Raw genomic sequence first — 17,107 nt, 5'->3', positions numbered from 1 at the left:
CGGCGGTCAGGCGGCGGTCAGGCGTCGAGGACGACCACGTCCAGCTCCCGCAGCCGCTCGGGCTCGGCCACCAGGTCGATGGCGGTGATCCGCTCGTCCTCCAGGGTGAAGCGGAACACCACGATCGGCCGCACCTTCGACTGCCACACCGCGCCCACCGACCCGTCGACCAGCGCGATCCGGGCCGCCTCGGCGCCACCGGAGAACACGCTCGCCACGTCCTGGGCACCCCGGGTGAGCGGAGCCGCGCCGATGCGCACCGCCGTGTCGTCGGCCCGCATCGCCGCGTCCGGCGCCAGCAGGCTCAGCAGCCGCTCGAACTCGCCGTTGCGGGCCGCCGTCAAGAACGCGTCCACGATCTTGTGCTGGCGCCGCAGGTCGGGCAGCGGAGAGGCACCGTGCACCCGCCGCCGCGCCCGGCTGGCCAGTTGCCGGGTGGCCGCCGGACTGCGCCCGATGATCGCGGCGATGTCGGCGAACGGCACCGCGAAGGTGTCGTGCAGCACGAAGGCGAGCCGCTCGTCCGGATCGAGGGTGTCCAGCACCACCATCAGCGCCAGCCCCACCGAGTCCGCCAGCATCGCCGCCTGCTCGGGATCCGCGGCGTCCTGCGAACGCGGCCCGGCCGCCGGGTCGGCGTGCTCCTCGAAGAACTCCTCACGACGGCTGCGGGCCCGCAGGATGTCCAGACAGACCCGCCCCACCACCGTGGTCAGCCAGCCGTCGAGGTTCTCCACACTGTCGGTGTCGCTGCGGTGCAGCCGGATCCACGCCTCCTGCACCGCGTCCTCGGCCTCGTCGGTCGACCCCAGCATGCGGTGGGCCACCGCGTGCAGCCGCGGACGCTTCTCCTCGAACGTGCGTGCCAGGCGTTCGTTCTCCTGCATGACCACCGTCGTCCCCTTCGATCTCGGTCGATGTGTGACCCGCGCCTGTCACATCTTCGCGCCGCCGGCCGTCATAGCAGTGACGAACGGGACCATCCGCGTGTGACGGGATGCGGTCGCAGGCCACGACAGGGCGCCGCGCCGTGCCGCGCTCTCTCCCGGATTCCGCTCGGAGCCCCCGAGAGCAGGCTCCCCGACCCTTGTGAGCAGGAAATGACGACCTTACGGCCAAGAAAAGTCACCCGGAGCGACAACCCGGACACCGAGACCGGGTTCCTGTCCCGCTACGCGACGATCGTCAGCGGCCGCCGCTCGAAATGGGCCGTGCTGCTGATCTGGCTCGTGCTGATCGCCGCGGGCGGATCCCTGGCGGCCAAACTCGGCGACGTCCAGGACAACGACCCCGAGACCTGGCTGCCCTCCAGCGCCCAGTCCACCCAGGCCGTCGAACTGGCCGAGAAGCACTTCGCCGACAAGGACCGCAGCACCGCCGTCGTCATCTACGCCCGCGGCGGCGGACTCACCGCCGCCGACCGCGAGAAGATCACCGCCGACCGCGCCGCCCTGCAGGACGACGTCGCCGTCGGCGACGTCGCCGAGCCCCAGGTCTCCGCCGACGGCAAGGCCGCCTTCCTCAGCTACCCGCTGCGCACCAGCCCCAGCGACAACGCCGTCCTCACCGACGCCGTCGGCGCCTCCGAGGACATCGTCAAGAAGGACGCCCCCGACGGCCTCGACATCCGCATCGCCGGCGAGGCCGGCAGCGTCCGCGACTTCGCCGAGGTCTACAGCGGCATGGACGGAGCCCTGCTGGGCGCCGCCCTCGCCGTCGTCGCCGTCCTGCTGCTGCTCACCTACCGCAGCCCGGTGCTCTGGCTGGTCCCGCTGCTGACCGTCTTCCTGGCCAGCCAGGTCGCCAGCGGCGTGGTCTACCTCCTGGCCGAACACGCCGGCCTGCTCGTCAACGGACTCAGCGCCTACATCCTGATGATCCTGTGCGTGGGCGTCGGCACCGACTACGCCCTGCTCCTGATCGCCCGCTACCGCGAGGAACTGCACCGCCACGAAGACCGCCACGACGCGATGCGCGTCGCCGTGCGCCACTCGATGCCGGCCCTGACCGCCTCCGCGGCCACCGTCGCCGTCGCCACCTTGTGCCTGGTCTTCGGCAGCATGAACTCCACCCGCGGCCTCGGCCCCGTCGTGGCCATCGGCATCGCGGTGGTGTTCGCGGCGATGACCTCGCTGCTGCCCGCCCTCCTCGTCATCCTCGGCCGCTGGACGTTCTGGCCCTTCGTGCCCCGCCACACCCCCGGCACAGCCGCCGACGTGGAGAAGGAACACGGCACCTGGGCCCGCGTCGCCCAGGCCGTGGGGCGCCGGCCCCGCGTCGTGTGGGCCGCCTCCCTGGGCGTCCTGGCCCTCCTGGCCCTGGGCACCACCACGGTGGAGACCGGCCAGACCCAGGCCGAGCAGTTCACCAAGACCGTCGACTCCGTCGAGGGCCAGCGCCTGCTCGCCCAGCACTTCCCCGCCGGATCGGCCGCCCCCGCCGACATCTACGTCCCCGCCGCCGCGGCCGACGCCGCCCTGCGCACCGTCCAGGACGTCACCGGCGTGGAATCGGTGGCCACCCAGCGCACCGCCGGCGGCTGGACCCACCTGACCGCCGTCTTCGAGGACGCCCCCGACACCACCGCCGCCCAGGACACCGTCGAACGCATGCGCACCGCCCTGGACAAGGCACCCGGCGACGGCGCCGACGCCGTCGTGGGCGGCCAGACCGCCATCGCCCTCGACACCGCCGACGCCCAGCGCGACGAGGAGATGCTGCTCATCCCGCTGATCCTCGCGGTCGTCATGCTCATGCTCGTCCTGGTGCTGCGCGCCCTGGTCGCCCCGCTCGTCCTGCTGGCCTCGGTGGTCCTCTCCTACGCCGCCGCCGTCGGCGCAGCCTCCCTGCTCTTCCACGCCATCGACTACCCGCGCATCGACCGCGGCCTGCTGCTGATCGGCTTCCTGTTCCTGGTCGCCCTCGGCGTCGACTACACCATCTTCCTCATGGCCCGCGCCCGCGAGGAGGTCCGCCTGCGCGGACACCGCGAGGGCATCCTCACCGGCCTCACCGTCACCGGCGGGGTCATCACCTCCGCGGGCGTCGTCCTGGCGGCCACCTTCTGCGTCCTGGCCGCCATCCCCACCGTCGCCTCGCTCCAGCAGGGCCTGCTCATCGCGATCGGCATCCTCCTGGACACCTTCCTGGTGCGCAGCCTGCTCATCCCCGCCCTCTCCCTCGGCATCGGAGCGCGCATCTGGCGCCCGGGCCACCCCGAGGACGAGGCGCCGCCGCCCAGCGAGCGCCCGTCGCAGACCGCCCGCGTCGACGTCGGAGCCTGACACACCGACACGCCGCCGGACGGAAAAAAAAGGGGGGCGCCGCGCCGAATCCCCCGCGGCGCGGCGCCCCCCGCCCGGACCCGCCGGCCCGCCCCTGTCACACTCACCCGCCCCCGTTCGTCATAGAAGTGACGCCGCCGGCCAGCGGCGCCGGATACTGATCGATGAGAGGAATGACCATGGAAGCGCGCCTGCAGAACCCGGCGATGATCCTCGAGGCCACGCAGCCCATTCAGGAGATGTACAAGGCCATCTACTCCGGCGGCGTCTCCAAGACGACCCTCGACCTGGTCCACCTGCGCGCGAGCCAGATCAACGGCTGCAGCCCCTGCGTGGACTCCGGTGCCCGCGGCGCCCGCAAGGCCGGCGAGACCGAGGAGCGCCTGTTCGCCGTCGCCGCCTGGCGCGAGACGTCCTACTTCACCGACGCCGAGCGCGCCGCGCTGGAACTGGCCGAGGCCGCCACCCGCCTCGCCGACCGCAGCGACCCGGTCCCGGACGACGTCTGGGAGCGCGCCGCCGCCCACTACGACGACAAGGGCCTGGCCGCACTGGTCCTGATGGTCTCCCTGACCAACTTCTTCAACCGGCTCAACATCACCACCAAGCAGATCGCCGGCGCCTGGGGCTGACCCCCCGACCCGGCCCAGGAACAGGCCCGGCCCACCCCGCGGTGGACCGGGCCTGACCCGTGCCCGCCGGCTCACCCCCGGCGCGCCCCCCGCGCCGGCACCAGGTTCAGCCGCCACGCCACACCGAACCGGTCGGTCAACCACGCGAACCGGGCACTGAATTCGTACGCCCCCGCCGGCATGATGACCTCACCCTTCTCGGAAAGCGCCGCATGGAGCCGGTCGAATTCGCTTTCCGATCCGCACTGCACGTATATCGCCGTCGCCGGCGAGAACGTATACGACTCCCACGGCGCCAGGTCGTATCCCACCGCCCCCGGCGGAGGCATGTTCGTGCACATGAACATCTGCCCGTCGAGCGTGAAAAGGGCGTGCTGCAGCGTTCCCTCCTCCCACCCCGCCTCCCCGGCCCGGGCCCGGATCATCCGGTGCACCTCACTGTTGTCGAAGAGCGAGGTGTAGAACCCCAACGCCTCCTCGGCATCGTTTTTGAAGGCCAGGAACGTCATCAGTTTCGGCGCCGGCGTCGCAGGCATCGTGGCTGCTCCTACTCCGTGGTCGAAGGGGGTCCGGGCGGTTTCCCCCTCCGACGACGGTAACCACCCCACGACCCTGTTCAACCGGGCGATTCACCGGTTGAACAACGGTCCAGCACGCCACCACCGAAGCTCATGGAGTCATCGAGAAGACGCCGTAACGATGTGGGCGGCAGTGATGGTCGTGCCGAACCGACCCGAAGGGTGAGTGTCCGTGAGCGAGAACGCATTGCCGGAGGCGCGATCCGCCCGTTCCGAGCGGATCGCCGCGCGGACTCGCGGAGAGAACTGGAAGAAACCACCGCGCCGCATAGAGACCTCCGAGTGCATCACCTGCGACAGCTGCCTGCGCAGCTGTCCCGAGGAGTTCGGCGCCATATTCGACCGCGGCCTGGACGTCGTCATCATTCCCGAACTGTGCTCCGGCTGCCCCGCCTGCGTCCTGGAATGCCCCGTCGACTGCATCTACGTCGACGAGGACTGGACCCCCACCGACGCCGGCCTGTGGAGCCACATCGACCTCTCCGCGAGCCCCTCATGAGCGGCGACGCCGAGCACGAGAGCCGCCGCGCGGCCAACGCCCGCAAGCGCGTCAGCCGCCGCCCCAGCCGGCTCGGCACCCCCGCCGGCACCGCACCGGGACCCGACCGCGCCCGCGACCCCCACGCCGGGTTCCCCGCCCTCCTCGGCCACGTCTGGGAACGCGCCCGCACCGCCCCCGACCTGCGCGCCTCCGTCGACATCCTGCTCAGCCTCGACGGACACGTCCCCGCGGACGTCCAGCTGCGCGCCCTGAGCACCCGCGACGAGGCCGCCCTCGCCGCCCTGTGGCAGCTCACCTGGCGCCCCGACGGCCCGTCCGGCACCATCCCGGCCGCCGGCCCCGCCGCACCGGCCGACGAGGAACCCGTCCTCACCGGCGAACCCGTCTTCACCGGCGAACTCGCCCTGGCCACCACCGGCCGCATCGTCCTGCGCACCCCCGCCCAAGGCCCCCTGGACCGGCGGGAACTGGTCGGCGGCGTCCTGCGCGTGCCGTGGTCCCCGCAGGCCGCCCGCGCCTACCACGCCGAGATGAACCGCGCGGCCGCCCGCACCGCCCGCGCGGTCGCCGACTGCCGCACCTGGCTGGACCGCCAGGGCGACAAGGGCCGCGACGAACTCCTCGCACAGGCCAAGGAAGCGGCCCTGCGCACCGCCCCCTTCGTCCTCTACCAGGAGCACCGCCAGTACACCAACTTCCGCGACCAGAACAACCTCACCGGCAAGACCCTGTGGCCCGGCCACCCCGACTGCGCCCTCAGCAGCCTGCAGCAACTGCCCCTGGAACTGTGGTCCGACCACGACGTCCAGCTCGTCGTCGCCCTCACCCTCCTCATCCGCTCGGCCGGCTTCGGCCGCATCGAGGAGGCCAACGGCACCCAACTGGGCCTGGACCACGTCGCCGCCATGCTCGAACGCGTCCGCCGCTCCTACAACAGCGTCCCCGGCGAAACCCTCGCCCCCGCCGCCTCACCCGGCGTGGAGGACCTCAAGACCCTCGCCGAGGCCCTCGGCGCCCGCCGCCGGCAGGTCCTCGCCCAGGCCCCCCTCTACCGCGAGATCCACGGCGCGCTGATGCACAAGGTGGAACGCATCGCCACCGACACCGCACGGGCGCACCGCCACGACGAGGAGATCAGCGCACACCTGAGCGAGCGCCTCCCGCTGAACGGCGCCACCCTCGACGCACTCGGCCGCGCCGCCACCGCCGACCCCGCCTGGCTCGCCCGCCCCCACGGCACGTTCGCCACCGGCCTCGAAGCCCTCGTCCACGAGACGGTCACCGCCGCCGCCGAGGTCTTCCGCGCCGACTTCGCCATGAGCCGCGGCATGCGCTCCCTGCCCGCCCTGACCGACGCGCTGCGCGCGGAGGACTGGGCACGCATCTGCGACTGGGACATCACCCGCTACTTCTGCTGCGTGGTGCCCCGCCCCCAGGCCCGCACCCACTTCGGCGACTCCCTCCAGGCCATGGCCGACGCCGCCTGGGCGATGTCCTCCCGCATGCAGTACAACTCCTGGCACTTCGTCCCCGGCAACCTGCCCCGCCACCCCGCCGTCACCGCCCGCGACCACTTCGTGCCGCCGACCATCCCCGACGTCGCGTTCTTCTCCGACCAGCACCACCACGGCCACGTCAGCAACAAGGTGCGCTTCTCCATCCGCTCCCCCCAGCCCGTCGAGATCGCCGGCCGCACCTTCAACGGCTTCGTCGACCTGCGCCTGCTGCGCTGCGCGGGCACCCCCTTCGACGAGGCCGACCTCCTCGCCGCCCACCGCGCCTCCCGCCTCGTGGCCACCGCCACCCGCCTGGCCGCCGACCTCACCGCCGACGGCACCCCCGTCGAGGTCACCGCCTTCGACGCCGGATGGCACTGGCGCACCATCACCGGCACCGGCACCGCCCGCCCCGACCCCCTGGCCACCACCCGATGACCGCCCCGGGCATCGGCGAACTCACCGCACGCCTGCGCCGCGGCGAGCTCACCGTCGTCGAACACGTCACCTCCGTGCTCCACGCCGTCCGCACACACGACACCCTGGGCGCGTTCGTCACCGCCGCGGGCGAGGAGGCCCTGCGCGCCGCCGCCCACGCCGACCGGCGCATCCGCGAACACGGCGACGACGCCTGGCGCACCACCCCCCTCCTCGGCGTCACCGTCTCCGTCAAGGACCTCCTGCAGACCCGCGACCTGCCCACCACCCGCGGCTCCCTGCTGCCCAACCGGCGCCCCCGCCAGGACGCCCCGGCCGTCGCCCGGCTGCGCCGGGCCGGCGCCGTCGTCATCGGCAAGACCACCACCTCCGAGTACGGCTGGAGCGCCTCCACCCTCGGCCGCGTCACCCCGCCCACCGCCAACCCCTACGCCCCGCACCTGACCGCCGGCGGCTCCAGCGGCGGCGCCGCCGCCGCCGTCGCCACCGGCCTGGGCGAGGGCGCCCTGGGCACCGACGGCGCCGGCTCCATCCGCATCCCCGCCGCGTTCTGCGCCGTGGCCGGCTACAAACCCTCCTACGGCAAGGTCCCCTACGTCCCCAACGGCGTCGACCGCCTCGCCCACCAGGGAACCCTGGCCCGCACCGTCGCCGACGCCGCCGCCCTGGCCGCCGTCATCACCGGCCCCCACCCGGCCGACCCCGACTCCGCACTCGGCTCCCTCGACCTGCCCCGCACCGGCCGCCGCCTGCGCATCGGATGGATCGAGTACGACGGCACCACCGAGGCGATCCGCAAGGTCACCGAACAGGCCAAGGACGCCCTGGCCGGCCAGGGACACCGGGTCGAACGCATCGACGTGCGCTGCGACGACCTCTACCCCGCCCTCGTCGACATCCTCGCCGCCGCCGAGGCGGCCGGCACCCCCGAACACCACGAACAGGACTGCGACCCCGGCCGCCTGGAGATCGTCCGCTACGGACGCACCCTCAGCGCCGCCGCCCTGATGCGCGCCGAAGAGGTCCGCCAGTCCCTGCGCACCCGGCTGCGCACCGTGATGAGCCGCCACGACCTGCTGGCCATGGCCACCGTCCCCGTCGAACCCTTCGACCTGCGAGCCGTCGCACCGCCATGGGCCGCCGACCCCCGCGACCTGCTCTGGCTGGCCTGGTCACCCGCCTCCTACCCCTTCAACATGACCGGCCAGCCCGCCGTCACCCTCCCCGCCGGCCTGACCGCCGCCGGCCTGCCGGCCGGAGTACAGCTCGTCGGCCCCGTCGGCGCCGACGACCTGGTCCTCGAGGCCGCGCACCGGCTGGAGACGGAACTGGGACCGCCGCCGGCGCCCCGCACCCGGCACGAGCTCGTCCCCGTCACCGAAAGGACCCCCTGACACCATGTACACCCGGTCATGGCAATCGGTATCGCCCCAGGACGCCGTCGGCACCCCCTCCTTCGTCGCCGACCACGGCCTGTGGAACCACGAACAGCTCGCCGCCGCCGAACAGATCGAGGCCGACCTCGCCCACCTCGACCTCGTCCGCCTGGTCTTCCCCGACCCGCACGGCCTGGCCCGCTCCAAGACCCTGACCGCCGACGCCTTCCGCTCGGTCCTGCGCAACGGCATGAACTTCAGCCCCGGCCCCTTCCTCTTCGACACCGGACACGCCATCGCCGTCGACTTCCTCGGCGACCCCGGCCTCGGCGTGGAGGAGATCGCCGGCGCCGGCAACTTCATCCTCGTGCCCGACCCCCTCACCTTCCAGACCCTCCCCGGCTCCCAGCCGCGCACCGCCTGGGTCATCGGCGACGAGTACCTGCGCGACGGCACCCCCCACCCGCTGTCCGCCCGCGCCGTGCTGCGCCGCCTGGACACCGCCTACACCGAACGCGGCTACTCACCGGTGGTGGGCCTCGAAGTCGAGTGGTACCTCACCCGGCGCCTCGACGACGCCCCCGGCCACGAGGGCAACGGCTTCGGCCTGCAGGGCAGCGCCCCGCACGTCACCCCCCTCAACGCCGGCTACCAGTTCAACCTGGACGCCCGCTACGACTCCGTCGCCCACATCACCGACCCCCTCGCCCTGCACCTGAACGCCCTCGGCCTGCCGCTGCGCTCCATGGAACACGAATCGGGCCCCGGCCAGGTGGAATCCACCTTCAGCCCCATGTCCGCCCTCGACACCGCCGACGCGATGCTGCTGTTCCGCACCACCACCAAACGCTGGTGCGCCCAGCGCGGCCACCACGCCTCCTTCATGTCCCAGCCGCGCCTGCCCGCCTTCGACCCCAGCGGCTGGCACCTGCACCAGTCCGTGCGCGACAACGCCACCGGACGCAACCTCTTCGCCGCCACCGGCCCCTCCGGCGGCCCCTCGGCCGAGGCCAAGGCCTACGCCGACGGCCTCCTCGCCTACAGCCGCGAACTGTTCCTGCTGTCGGTGCCCACCATCAACGGCTACCGCCGCCTGGACGCCCGCCACGCCCTGGCCCCCACCCGCCTGGACTGGAGCGTGGAGGACCGCACCGTCATGCTCCGCATGGTCGGCGGCGGCACCGGCGCCCACATCGAGAACCGCAGCGCCGAACCGTGCGCCAACCCCTACCTCGCCATCGCCGCCCAGCTCTTCGCCGGCCTCGCCGGCCTCGACGGAGCAGCCGCCCCGCACCCCGGCCCCGCCGCCCCGGCCGCCGCCCAGTCCGTGCCGCGCTCCCTGGCCGAGTCCCTCGCCGCGTTCCGCGCCGGCCGCGCCGACCAACTCCTGGGCCGCCCGCTCACCACCTGCCTGACCAAGCTCAAGGAGAGCGAACTGCACCGCTACGACACCTGGCGCGCCACCACCGGCCCCGACGACGGCCAGGTCAGCGAATGGGAGCAGCGCGAGTACTTCGAGGCCTACTGACCCCCGGCAGAACAGAGGTCGTTGCATGATCGCCCGATACACCCTGCCCGAGATGGCGGACCTCTTCAGCGACCAGTCGCGCTACGCCGGCTGGGTCCGCGTCGAGATCCTCGCCACCGAGGCACAGGTCCGGCTCGGACACGTACCCGAGGAAGCGGTCCGCGACATGCGCCGCGCCCGCGTCCCGCTCGCCGCCCGCGTCGCCGAGATCGAGAAGGACCGCGACCACGAGGTCCTCTCCTTCCTCGCCGCCTACTGCGAGGACATCCCCGACTCCTCCGCCCGCTGGGTACACCTCGGCATGACCAGCTACGACCTGGTCGACACCGCCCTGGGCCACACCCTGGCCCGCGCCACCGACCTGCTCACCGCCGCCGGACGGCGCCTGCGCCGCACCCTGGTCGACAAAGCCCTCGAACACTTCGACACCCTGATGGTCGGACGCACCCACGGCGTGCACGCCGAACCCACCACCTTCGGCCACAAACTCGCCGGCTACGCCTTCGCCGTCGACCGCTCCCTGCACCGCCTCGCCGCGGCCCGCGACGCCGTCGCCGTCGGCACCATCTCCGGCTCCGTCGGCACCTACGCCCTCATCGACCCCTTCGTCGAGAGCTACGTGTGCCAGTCACTGGGCCTGGGCGTCGAACCCGCCCCCAGCCAGGTCGTCGCCCGCGACCGGCACGCCCAACTGGTCCAGGCCGTCGCCGCGATGGGCGCCTGCGTCGAACAGATCGCCCTGGAACTGCGTCTGCTGCAACGCACCGAGGTCGCCGAGGTCGAGGAACGCCGCTCCCACGCCTACCAGGGCTCCAGCGCCATGCCCCACAAACGCAACCCCACCACCAGCGAACGGCTGTGCGGCCTGGCCCGCCTGCTGCGCGGCTACGCCACCACCGCCCTGGAGGACGTCGCCCTGTGGCACGAGAGGGACCTCGCCCACCAGTCCGTCGAACGCGTCATCCTCCCCGACAGCCTGGCCGTCGCCCACTTCCAGGCCACCGCGGCCGAAGAACTGCTGTCCTGCCTCCAGGTCCACCCCGACCGCATGCGGGCCGCCCTGGACCGCACCCACGGCCTCGTCTACAGTTCCGCCGTCCTGGCCGAACTCCTCGGCGACGGCACCGAACGCGAACACGCCTACCGCTCCGCACAACGGGCCGCCAACCGGACCCTGGCCACCGGACAGCCCTTCACCCGCACCCTGGCCGAGGAAGGCGTCACCCTGCGCGAGGAACCGCGCCCCGAACGCTTCCTCGTCCACCACGACGTCGTACGGCGCCGATTGGAGACCCTCGATGAGCTGGAAGACTGAACGCGTCGTCGGAGCCGACCTCGACCTCGACGAGGTCCTGGCCGTCTACCACGCCTCCGGACTCGGCGAGCGCCGGCCCGTCGACGACCGCGACCGGATGGCCGCGATGATCCGCCAGGCCAACCTCGTCGTCGTCGCCCGCGACACCGACGACACCCTCATCGGCATCGCCCGCAGCATCACCGACTTCTCCTACGTCACCTACCTCTCCGACATCGCCGTGGTCCGCCGCCACCAGCGCTCCGGAGTGGGACTGGCCCTGCTGGAGGCCACCCGCCGCGAGGCCCCCGACGCCAAGGTGGTGCTGCTCTCCGCGCCCGCCGCCACCGCCTACTACCCGCACGCCGGCTTCACCCGGCACGACTCGGCCTGGGTCCTCGACCCCGCGGCGCCCCTGCGGGGGCCGCGAGCACAGCCGTAGCCGGACTCCACCACGCATCCCTAGGTTCGTCCGCGCAAGGCCCGCGCCGGCACCGCCCGCCGCCCGCGCGGGCGCGCCCAGCACATTCCACGGGGGAGGCATGAGCCACATTCCGTCACCGGCACTGCTGGAGCCCTCCGTCCCCGAACCCGAGGCCACCCGGCCCGCACCGCCGGGCGCCCCGGCGGCCCGGGCCCCCACCGGCCAGCGCATCCTCGTCGTCGACGGCGACGCCGCCCTGGCCGGATCGCTCACCGCCCAGCTGCGCCGCCACGGCCACGACCCGGTCGGCGCCCGGCACGGCAGAGCCGCCCTGCAGGCCTACCACGACGTCGAACTGGTCCTGCTCGACCTCGACCTGCCCGACCTCGACGGCCTGGAGGTGTGCCGCGCGATCCGCGAGGTCAGCCGGGTCCCGATCATCATCGTCACCGCCCGCCGCAGCGAACTCGACTGCGTCCTGGGACTGCACGCCGGCGCCGACGACTACGTCACCAAGCCCTACGGGCTGCGCGAACTCATGGCCCGCATCGAGGCGGTGATGCGCCGCGCCCGCTGGCAGCCCGCCGCCGCCCGGGAGATCCGCCACGGCCGCCTCCACATCGACGTCGACTCGCGCACCGTCACCGTCGACGACGAACCCGTCGCCCTCACCCGCAAGGAGTTCGACCTGCTGCACCTGCTGGCCTCCCGGCCCGACACGGTCATCCCCCGCAAACAGCTCCTGCAGCAGGTGTGGGGCGACTTCTGGTCGCGCCGCACCATCGACACCCACGTCAGCAGCCTGCGCGGCAAACTCGGCGGCAGCGGATGGGTCGTCACCGTGCGCGGCGTCGGATTCAAACTGGGCACCGGCTGAACCCACCCGCCCCGCGACCTTGCGAACACCCCGCACGAGCCGGACGCGAGCGCACCTTGCTGGACTACAGCCGCCCCCCACGACGGCAGCCGTGCACACGAGTCCAGGAGAACACCATGATCACCCGACGCAGTGCGCTGAGCGTGGCGGTCGCCACCACCGGGGTGGGACTGACCGGCGCCGGCCTGGCCCCCCTGATCGCCGCGAACCTGACGGCCGCACCGGCCGCCCCGACCCCGCCGGCCGCCCCGGCCCCGACCGCGGCGGCCGCGGTGGAGAAGTTCCGGCGGCCCATGCCCCTGCTGCCCGTGAAACGGCCCCGCAGCACCGCCGGCAGGGCCGACGTGTACGACATGAGCATCGAACCCGCCCGCGCCGAGATCCTCCCCGGCATCCACACCGACGTCCTCACCTACGACGGCCACTTCCCCGGACCCCTCATCAAGGCCCGCACCGGCCGCCCCGTGATCATCCGCCAGCGCAACCGCCTCGCCGTACCGGCCGCGGTGCACCTGCACGGCGCCGCCGTGCCCCCCGACAGCGACGGCGACCCCATGGACGTCATCGCCCCCGGCGCCGACCGCGTCTACCACTACCCCAACCGGCAGCCCCACGCCTCACTGTGGTTCCACGACCACGCCCACCACCTCGAGGCGGAGAACGTCTACCGCGGCCTGTCCGGCTCCTACCTGCTCACCGACGCCACCGAACGCGCCCTGCCGCTGCCCGCGGGACGCCACGACGTCGTCATCGCCCTGCGCGACGCCCGCTTCGACGACCAGGGCCAACTCGCCTACGCCATGGGCGACCGGGCCCGCAACACCCTCCTCGCCAACGGCGTGCCCTACCCCTACTTCGAGGTCGCCGCCCGCAAGTACCGGCTGCGCCTGCTCAACGCCTCCAACCAGCGCCGCTTCGAACTGCGCCTCGCCGACGGCGGCCCCCTCGTCCAGATCGGCTCCGACGGCGGCCTGCTCGCCGCCCCCCACACCACCGACCACCTCGCGCTGTCCGCCGGCGAACGCGCCGACGTCGTCGTCGACTTCTCCCGCTACCCGGTCGGCACCAGCGTGGTGCTGAAGAACACCGCCGGCTCCGGCCCGGCCGAGGAGATCGGCGAGGTGCTGCGCTTCGACGTGGTGCGCACCGCCCACGACCCCAGCCGCGTCCCCGCCCGCCTGCGCACCCTGCCCCCGCTGCCCCGCCCCGACGCCGAACGCACCGTGGTGCTGCGCATGGACGAGGGCGGCGAACACCCCGGCGCCTACATCGACGAGAAGGTCTACGACCCCGAACGCGTCGACGCCTCCGTCAAGTTCGGCACCAGCGAGATCTGGACCGTCACCAACGCCAACGCGCGCGCCGAGCACAACTTCCACCTGCACCTGGTGCAGTTCCGCGTGCTGGAACGTGCCGGACGCCCCCCGGAGCCGGGGGAGAGCGGCCTGAAGGACACCGTCTTCCTCGCCCCCGGCGAAACGGTCAGACTCCAGGCCGTGTTCGACAGCTACCGCGGCCACTACGTCTACCACTGCCACATGTTCGAGCACGGCGCGCGGGGCATGATGGCCACCATGCACATCAGATGAGGCACTCCGGCCAGGAGAGGGAACCCATGGGCGCGACCACCGACCGGGCCGAGGGAACCAGCCGCGGCCCGCGGCAGCACAGCGTACGCCTGGCGCTGATACCGCTCCTGCTCGCGATGCTGCCCTCCTCGCTGGGCACCACGATCGTCGCGACCTCGATGCCCACCATCGCCGGCGAACTCGGCGGCGTGGCCCACCTGTCCTGGGCCGTCACCTCCTACACCCTGGCCGCCGCCGCCTCCATCCCCGTCTGGGGCCGGCTCGGCGACATGTACGGGCGCACCCGGTGGCTCGTCGTGGCGATGTCGGTGTTCCTGACCGGCTCCGCCCTGTGCGGGCTGGCCCAGGACATGACGGAGCTGATCGCCGCCCGCACCCTGCAGGGACTCGGCGGCGGAGGCCTCGCGGTCGGCGTCATGGCCGTCATCGGCGAACTCATCCCGCCGCGCGAACGCGGCCGCTACCAGGGCATGATCACCAGCGTCATGGTGTTCTCCATGATCGTCGGCCCGCTGGTCGGCGGCGGCATCACCGACACCGTCGGCTGGCGCTGGACGTTCCTGGTCAACCTCCCCCTCGGCGCCCTCGCCCTGCTGCTGATCGCCCGCCTGGTGCGGGTCGCCGGCCCGCGCCGCGAGGCCCACATCGACTACCTCGGCGCCGTCCTGCTGGTCACCTGCATCGTGTCGTTCGTCCTGGTGGTCACCTGGGGCGGCGTCAAGCACCCCTGGAACTCACCGGTCATCCTGTCCTTGTCGGCCCTCTGCGCCGCGGCCCTGGCCGGCTTCGTCCGCGCCCAGTCCCGCGCCGCCCAGCCGGTGCTGCCGCCCCGCCTGTTCCGCACCCTGAACTTCTCCCTGATGGCGGTGCTCAGCTTCACCAACGGCTTCGTGATGTTCGGCGCCGTCCTGTACCTGCCGCTGTACCAGCAGGCCGTGCACGGCGTCTCCGCGACCGGCTCCGGCCTGCTGCTGCTGCCGATGCTCGGCGCCCTGGTCCTCGTCTCCCAGCTCTCCGGCCGCACCGTCGCCCGCACCGGCCGCTACAAGGCCCTCCAGAGCGGCGGCGCGGCCGCCATGCTCGCCGGCACCCTGCTGCTGTCCCAGGTCGACACCCACACCCCCCGGCTGACCGCCGCGCTCTGCATGACCCTGCTGGGCGCCGGCATGGGAGCGCTGGGACAGAACGTCATGACCGTCGCGCAGAACAGCGTCACCGCCCAGGACGTGGGCGCCGCCTCCGCCGCGATGACGCTCTTCCGCACCCTGGGCCAGTCGGTCGGCGTCGCCGTCATGGGCACCCTGTTCACCAGCCGGGTGCGCGAGGTGATGGCCCACCGCGCGCACGGCGCCGCCCCGCTCTCCGACACCCGGCTCGACGCGCACGGCATGAGCCGGCTGGAGGCCGGCACCCGCGCCGCCTACCGCGCCGCCGTCGCCCAGGGCGTCCAGGGCGCCTTCCTGCTGGCGTCCCTGGCCGCCGGCCTCGCCCTGCTGGCCGCCCTCCTGGTGCGCGAGGTCCCCCTGCGCACCGGCCGCACATGACCCCCGGCCCCGCACCACCCCGCCCCGCCCCGTCCCGCACGACGGCGGCGGCCCGTCCCGCACGACGGCGGCCCCGCGGCCCCCCGGGTTCCTCCCGGGGGGCCGCGGGGCCGCGACCGGCACCGGTGCGGTCAGCGCCGGCTCGCCTCGACGACCGAGATCGCCGACGGCGTCTGCACGACCCGCTCCAGCCGGAACCCGGCCTTGGCCAGCAGGTCGCCGTACTGGGCGCGGGTGCGCTCCTTGCCGCCCACCAGCAGCATCAGCCACAGGTCGACCAGCTTCCCCGAGTGCGGGCCGTTGAGCTTGTCGGGAACCACCATCTCCATCACCAGCAGCCGGCCGCCGGGATTCATCGCCTCCCGCACGTTCCCCAGGATCTCCAGGGCCTGCGGCTCCGGCCAGTCGTGGATGATGTGCTTGAGGATGTAGGCGTCACCGCCGCCGGGCACCGCGTCGAACAGGCCGCCGTCGGCGATCGCGCACCGCTCGGAGAGCCCCTGCTCGGCGAGGAAGGCGGCGGCGCCGTTGGTCCCCACCCGCGGGTCGGACAGGATCCCGCGCACCGACGGCGTCTTCTTCAGCACCCCGGCCAGCAGGTCGCCCCGGCCGCCGCAGAAGTCCACCACGGTGCCGTAGCGGGAGAAGTCGTAGGCGGCCAGCAGCGGTTCCGTCTCCGTGCTCGACATCGCGCCCATACCGCTGGTGAAGACCGCGCCGTACTCCGCGTCGGCCTCCAGGTACTCGAAGGCGCCCATGCCGCGCAGCTTGGGCAGGCTCGGCTCGCCGGTGCGCACCGCGTCGACCAGGTGGCCCCAGTCCTCCCAGTGCAGAGGGTGCCCCATCAGCCGGGCTATGCCGTACATGGACATCGGCGCGTCCTCGCACAGCGCCCGGGCCATCGGGGTCAGGGCGAACCGCCCGTCCTTGTGCTCGGTGAAGATGTCGTAGGTCGCCAGCAGCCGCAGCAGGCGGTGCAGCGCGTCGGGGTCCGCACCGGTCTTGCGCGCGATCCGCTCCGGCGTGAGCGGGCCGTCCACCAGGGTCTGCGCGACGCGCAGCTCGGCGGCCACGTAGATCGCCTGGCTGACCATGGCCCCCTGGACGAGCTCCAGGAGCGCGAACGGCGGCGGTGCGAGCTTGCGCGTCAGCTTCTGCAGAGCTGCGCGCACCCCTTCGACGGCACGGACGACACGGGCGGGCGGCAGTGGCGGCATGGCATTCCTCCGGCTGGTGCGATGGCGTGACGGTGACGAACGGGCGTACGGGGCAGGGCAGAACACCTTTCGCGAAACTCGCAGCGACCGGCGGAGCGGCGCTGGAGCATGTCTCGAAGGACCACGGGCATCCCACCGGCCCCGCGGGACGGACGGGGGGTGGCAGGGGACGGGCGGGGGCGGCGGGACGAGCGGGTGCGGGAAAGCGGCCCGGGCCGCCCACGGCCGCGCGCCGCCCGGCCAGGCCGCCCGGCCCGGCCGCGCCCGCCCGGCCGCGCCCGCCCGGCCGCGCCCGCCCGGCCGCGCCCGCCCGGCCGCGCCCGCCCGG

General features: G+C 73.2%; 14 protein-coding genes. 11 read left to right on the top strand and 3 right to left on the bottom strand.

All coding sequences use genetic code 11. The features are described from left to right. Window positions 1–17: 17 nt before the first annotated feature. Window positions 18–887 (bottom strand): sigma-70 family RNA polymerase sigma factor, encoded by an 870-nt coding sequence (locus tag ACZ5FU_RS34715; RefSeq protein WP_469047909.1) that lies wholly within the window; start codon window positions 885–887, stop codon window positions 18–20. A gap of 213 nt (window positions 888–1,100) precedes the next feature. Here ACZ5FU_RS34715 and ACZ5FU_RS34710 point away from each other — a divergent pair, with 213 nt between their 5' ends. Together ACZ5FU_RS34710 and ACZ5FU_RS34705 are read left to right on the top strand one after the other, a co-directional pair. Continuing rightward, complete coding sequence (locus tag ACZ5FU_RS34710; protein ID WP_451528101.1) at window positions 1,101–3,284, top strand: MMPL family transporter; 2,184 nt, start codon at window positions 1,101–1,103, stop codon at window positions 3,282–3,284. A 179-nt stretch (window positions 3,285–3,463) separates the two neighbouring features. Continuing rightward, entirely contained in the window at window positions 3,464–3,916 is a 453-nt protein-coding gene (locus tag ACZ5FU_RS34705) for a carboxymuconolactone decarboxylase family protein (RefSeq protein WP_451528102.1), read from the top strand. A gap of 71 nt (window positions 3,917–3,987) precedes the next feature. Here ACZ5FU_RS34705 and ACZ5FU_RS34700 read toward each other — a convergent pair whose 3' ends face one another. Further along, entirely contained in the window at window positions 3,988–4,452 is a 465-nt protein-coding gene (locus ACZ5FU_RS34700; protein WP_451528103.1) for a VOC family protein, read from the bottom strand. A gap of 214 nt (window positions 4,453–4,666) precedes the next feature. On the opposite strand from ACZ5FU_RS34700, the gene ACZ5FU_RS34695 reads away from it, so the two are divergent. From ACZ5FU_RS34695 to ACZ5FU_RS34655, 9 genes are all read left to right on the top strand, one after another. Beyond that, window positions 4,667–4,993 carry a 4Fe-4S dicluster-binding protein gene (locus ACZ5FU_RS34695; RefSeq protein WP_451528104.1) on the top strand — a complete coding sequence of 109 codons (327 nt, stop codon included), beginning with the start codon at window positions 4,667–4,669 and terminating at the stop codon, window positions 4,991–4,993. Further along, window positions 4,990–6,930, top strand: coding sequence for a hypothetical protein (locus ACZ5FU_RS34690; protein ID WP_468646416.1), 1,941 nt, complete (start codon window positions 4,990–4,992; stop codon window positions 6,928–6,930). Before ACZ5FU_RS34695 ends, ACZ5FU_RS34690 begins: the two co-directional genes overlap by 4 nt. Beyond that, entirely contained in the window at window positions 6,927–8,324 is a 1,398-nt protein-coding gene (locus ACZ5FU_RS34685; protein WP_451528106.1) for an amidase, read from the top strand. The genes ACZ5FU_RS34690 and ACZ5FU_RS34685 overlap by 4 nt, the downstream gene beginning before the upstream one ends. A 4-nt stretch (window positions 8,325–8,328) precedes the next feature. Further along, entirely contained in the window at window positions 8,329–9,834 is a 1,506-nt protein-coding gene (locus tag ACZ5FU_RS34680; protein ID WP_468840187.1) for a glutamine synthetase family protein, read from the top strand. A 25-nt stretch (window positions 9,835–9,859) separates the two neighbouring features. Further along, window positions 9,860–11,149: an adenylosuccinate lyase gene (gene purB / locus ACZ5FU_RS34675; RefSeq protein ID WP_451528108.1), complete on the top strand. Its 1,290-nt coding sequence runs from the start codon at window positions 9,860–9,862 to the stop codon at window positions 11,147–11,149. Beyond that, window positions 11,133–11,570: a GNAT family N-acetyltransferase gene (locus tag ACZ5FU_RS34670; protein WP_451528109.1), complete on the top strand. Its 438-nt coding sequence runs from the start codon at window positions 11,133–11,135 to the stop codon at window positions 11,568–11,570. Before purB ends, ACZ5FU_RS34670 begins: the two co-directional genes overlap by 17 nt. A gap of 100 nt (window positions 11,571–11,670) precedes the next feature. Beyond that, the gene (locus ACZ5FU_RS34665) at window positions 11,671–12,429 is read left to right on the top strand and encodes a response regulator transcription factor (RefSeq protein ID WP_451528110.1); all 759 of its coding nucleotides are present in this window, start codon (window positions 11,671–11,673) and stop codon (window positions 12,427–12,429) included. Window positions 12,430–12,545: 116 nt separating this feature from the next. Continuing rightward, the gene (locus ACZ5FU_RS34660; RefSeq protein WP_469047907.1) at window positions 12,546–14,018 is read left to right on the top strand and encodes a multicopper oxidase family protein; all 1,473 of its coding nucleotides are present in this window, start codon (window positions 12,546–12,548) and stop codon (window positions 14,016–14,018) included. 26 nt (window positions 14,019–14,044) lie between these two features. After that, window positions 14,045–15,562, top strand: a complete 1,518-nt coding sequence (locus ACZ5FU_RS34655; RefSeq protein WP_451780359.1) for an MDR family MFS transporter — start codon at window positions 14,045–14,047, stop codon at window positions 15,560–15,562. A gap of 131 nt (window positions 15,563–15,693) precedes the next feature. Here ACZ5FU_RS34655 and ACZ5FU_RS34650 read toward each other — a convergent pair whose 3' ends face one another. Further along, window positions 15,694–16,779 carry a methyltransferase gene (locus tag ACZ5FU_RS34650; protein WP_451528113.1) on the bottom strand — a complete coding sequence of 362 codons (1,086 nt, stop codon included), beginning with the start codon at window positions 16,777–16,779 and terminating at the stop codon, window positions 15,694–15,696. Window positions 16,780–17,107 lie beyond the last annotated feature (328 nt).

This window comes from Streptomyces sp. NPDC031554 (genome assembly GCF_055580685.1).
This window is presented reverse-complemented; position numbering and strand designations above follow the sequence as displayed.

Excerpts from the sequence above, each read along its gene's own strand:
- ACZ5FU_RS34670 (WP_451528109.1), top strand. The coding sequence starts at position 11,133 with ATGAGCTGGAAGACTGAACGCGTCGTCGGAGCCGACCTCGACCTCGAC.
- ACZ5FU_RS34715 (WP_469047909.1), bottom strand. The coding sequence starts at position 887 with ATGCAGGAGAACGAACGCCTGGCACGCACGTTCGAGGAGAAGCGTCCG.
- ACZ5FU_RS34705 (WP_451528102.1), top strand. The coding sequence starts at position 3,464 with ATGGAAGCGCGCCTGCAGAACCCGGCGATGATCCTCGAGGCCACGCAG.
- ACZ5FU_RS34710 (WP_451528101.1), top strand. The coding sequence starts at position 1,101 with ATGACGACCTTACGGCCAAGAAAAGTCACCCGGAGCGACAACCCGGAC.
- ACZ5FU_RS34690 (WP_468646416.1), top strand. The coding sequence starts at position 4,990 with ATGAGCGGCGACGCCGAGCACGAGAGCCGCCGCGCGGCCAACGCCCGC.
- ACZ5FU_RS34660 (WP_469047907.1), top strand. The coding sequence starts at position 12,546 with ATGATCACCCGACGCAGTGCGCTGAGCGTGGCGGTCGCCACCACCGGG.
- ACZ5FU_RS34700 (WP_451528103.1), bottom strand. The coding sequence starts at position 4,452 with ATGCCTGCGACGCCGGCGCCGAAACTGATGACGTTCCTGGCCTTCAAA.
- purB (WP_451528108.1), top strand. The coding sequence starts at position 9,860 with ATGATCGCCCGATACACCCTGCCCGAGATGGCGGACCTCTTCAGCGAC.
- ACZ5FU_RS34650 (WP_451528113.1), bottom strand. The coding sequence starts at position 16,779 with ATGCCGCCACTGCCGCCCGCCCGTGTCGTCCGTGCCGTCGAAGGGGTG.
- ACZ5FU_RS34655 (WP_451780359.1), top strand. The coding sequence starts at position 14,045 with ATGGGCGCGACCACCGACCGGGCCGAGGGAACCAGCCGCGGCCCGCGG.
- ACZ5FU_RS34685 (WP_451528106.1), top strand. The coding sequence starts at position 6,927 with ATGACCGCCCCGGGCATCGGCGAACTCACCGCACGCCTGCGCCGCGGC.
- ACZ5FU_RS34665 (WP_451528110.1), top strand. The coding sequence starts at position 11,671 with ATGAGCCACATTCCGTCACCGGCACTGCTGGAGCCCTCCGTCCCCGAA.
- ACZ5FU_RS34680 (WP_468840187.1), top strand. The coding sequence starts at position 8,329 with ATGTACACCCGGTCATGGCAATCGGTATCGCCCCAGGACGCCGTCGGC.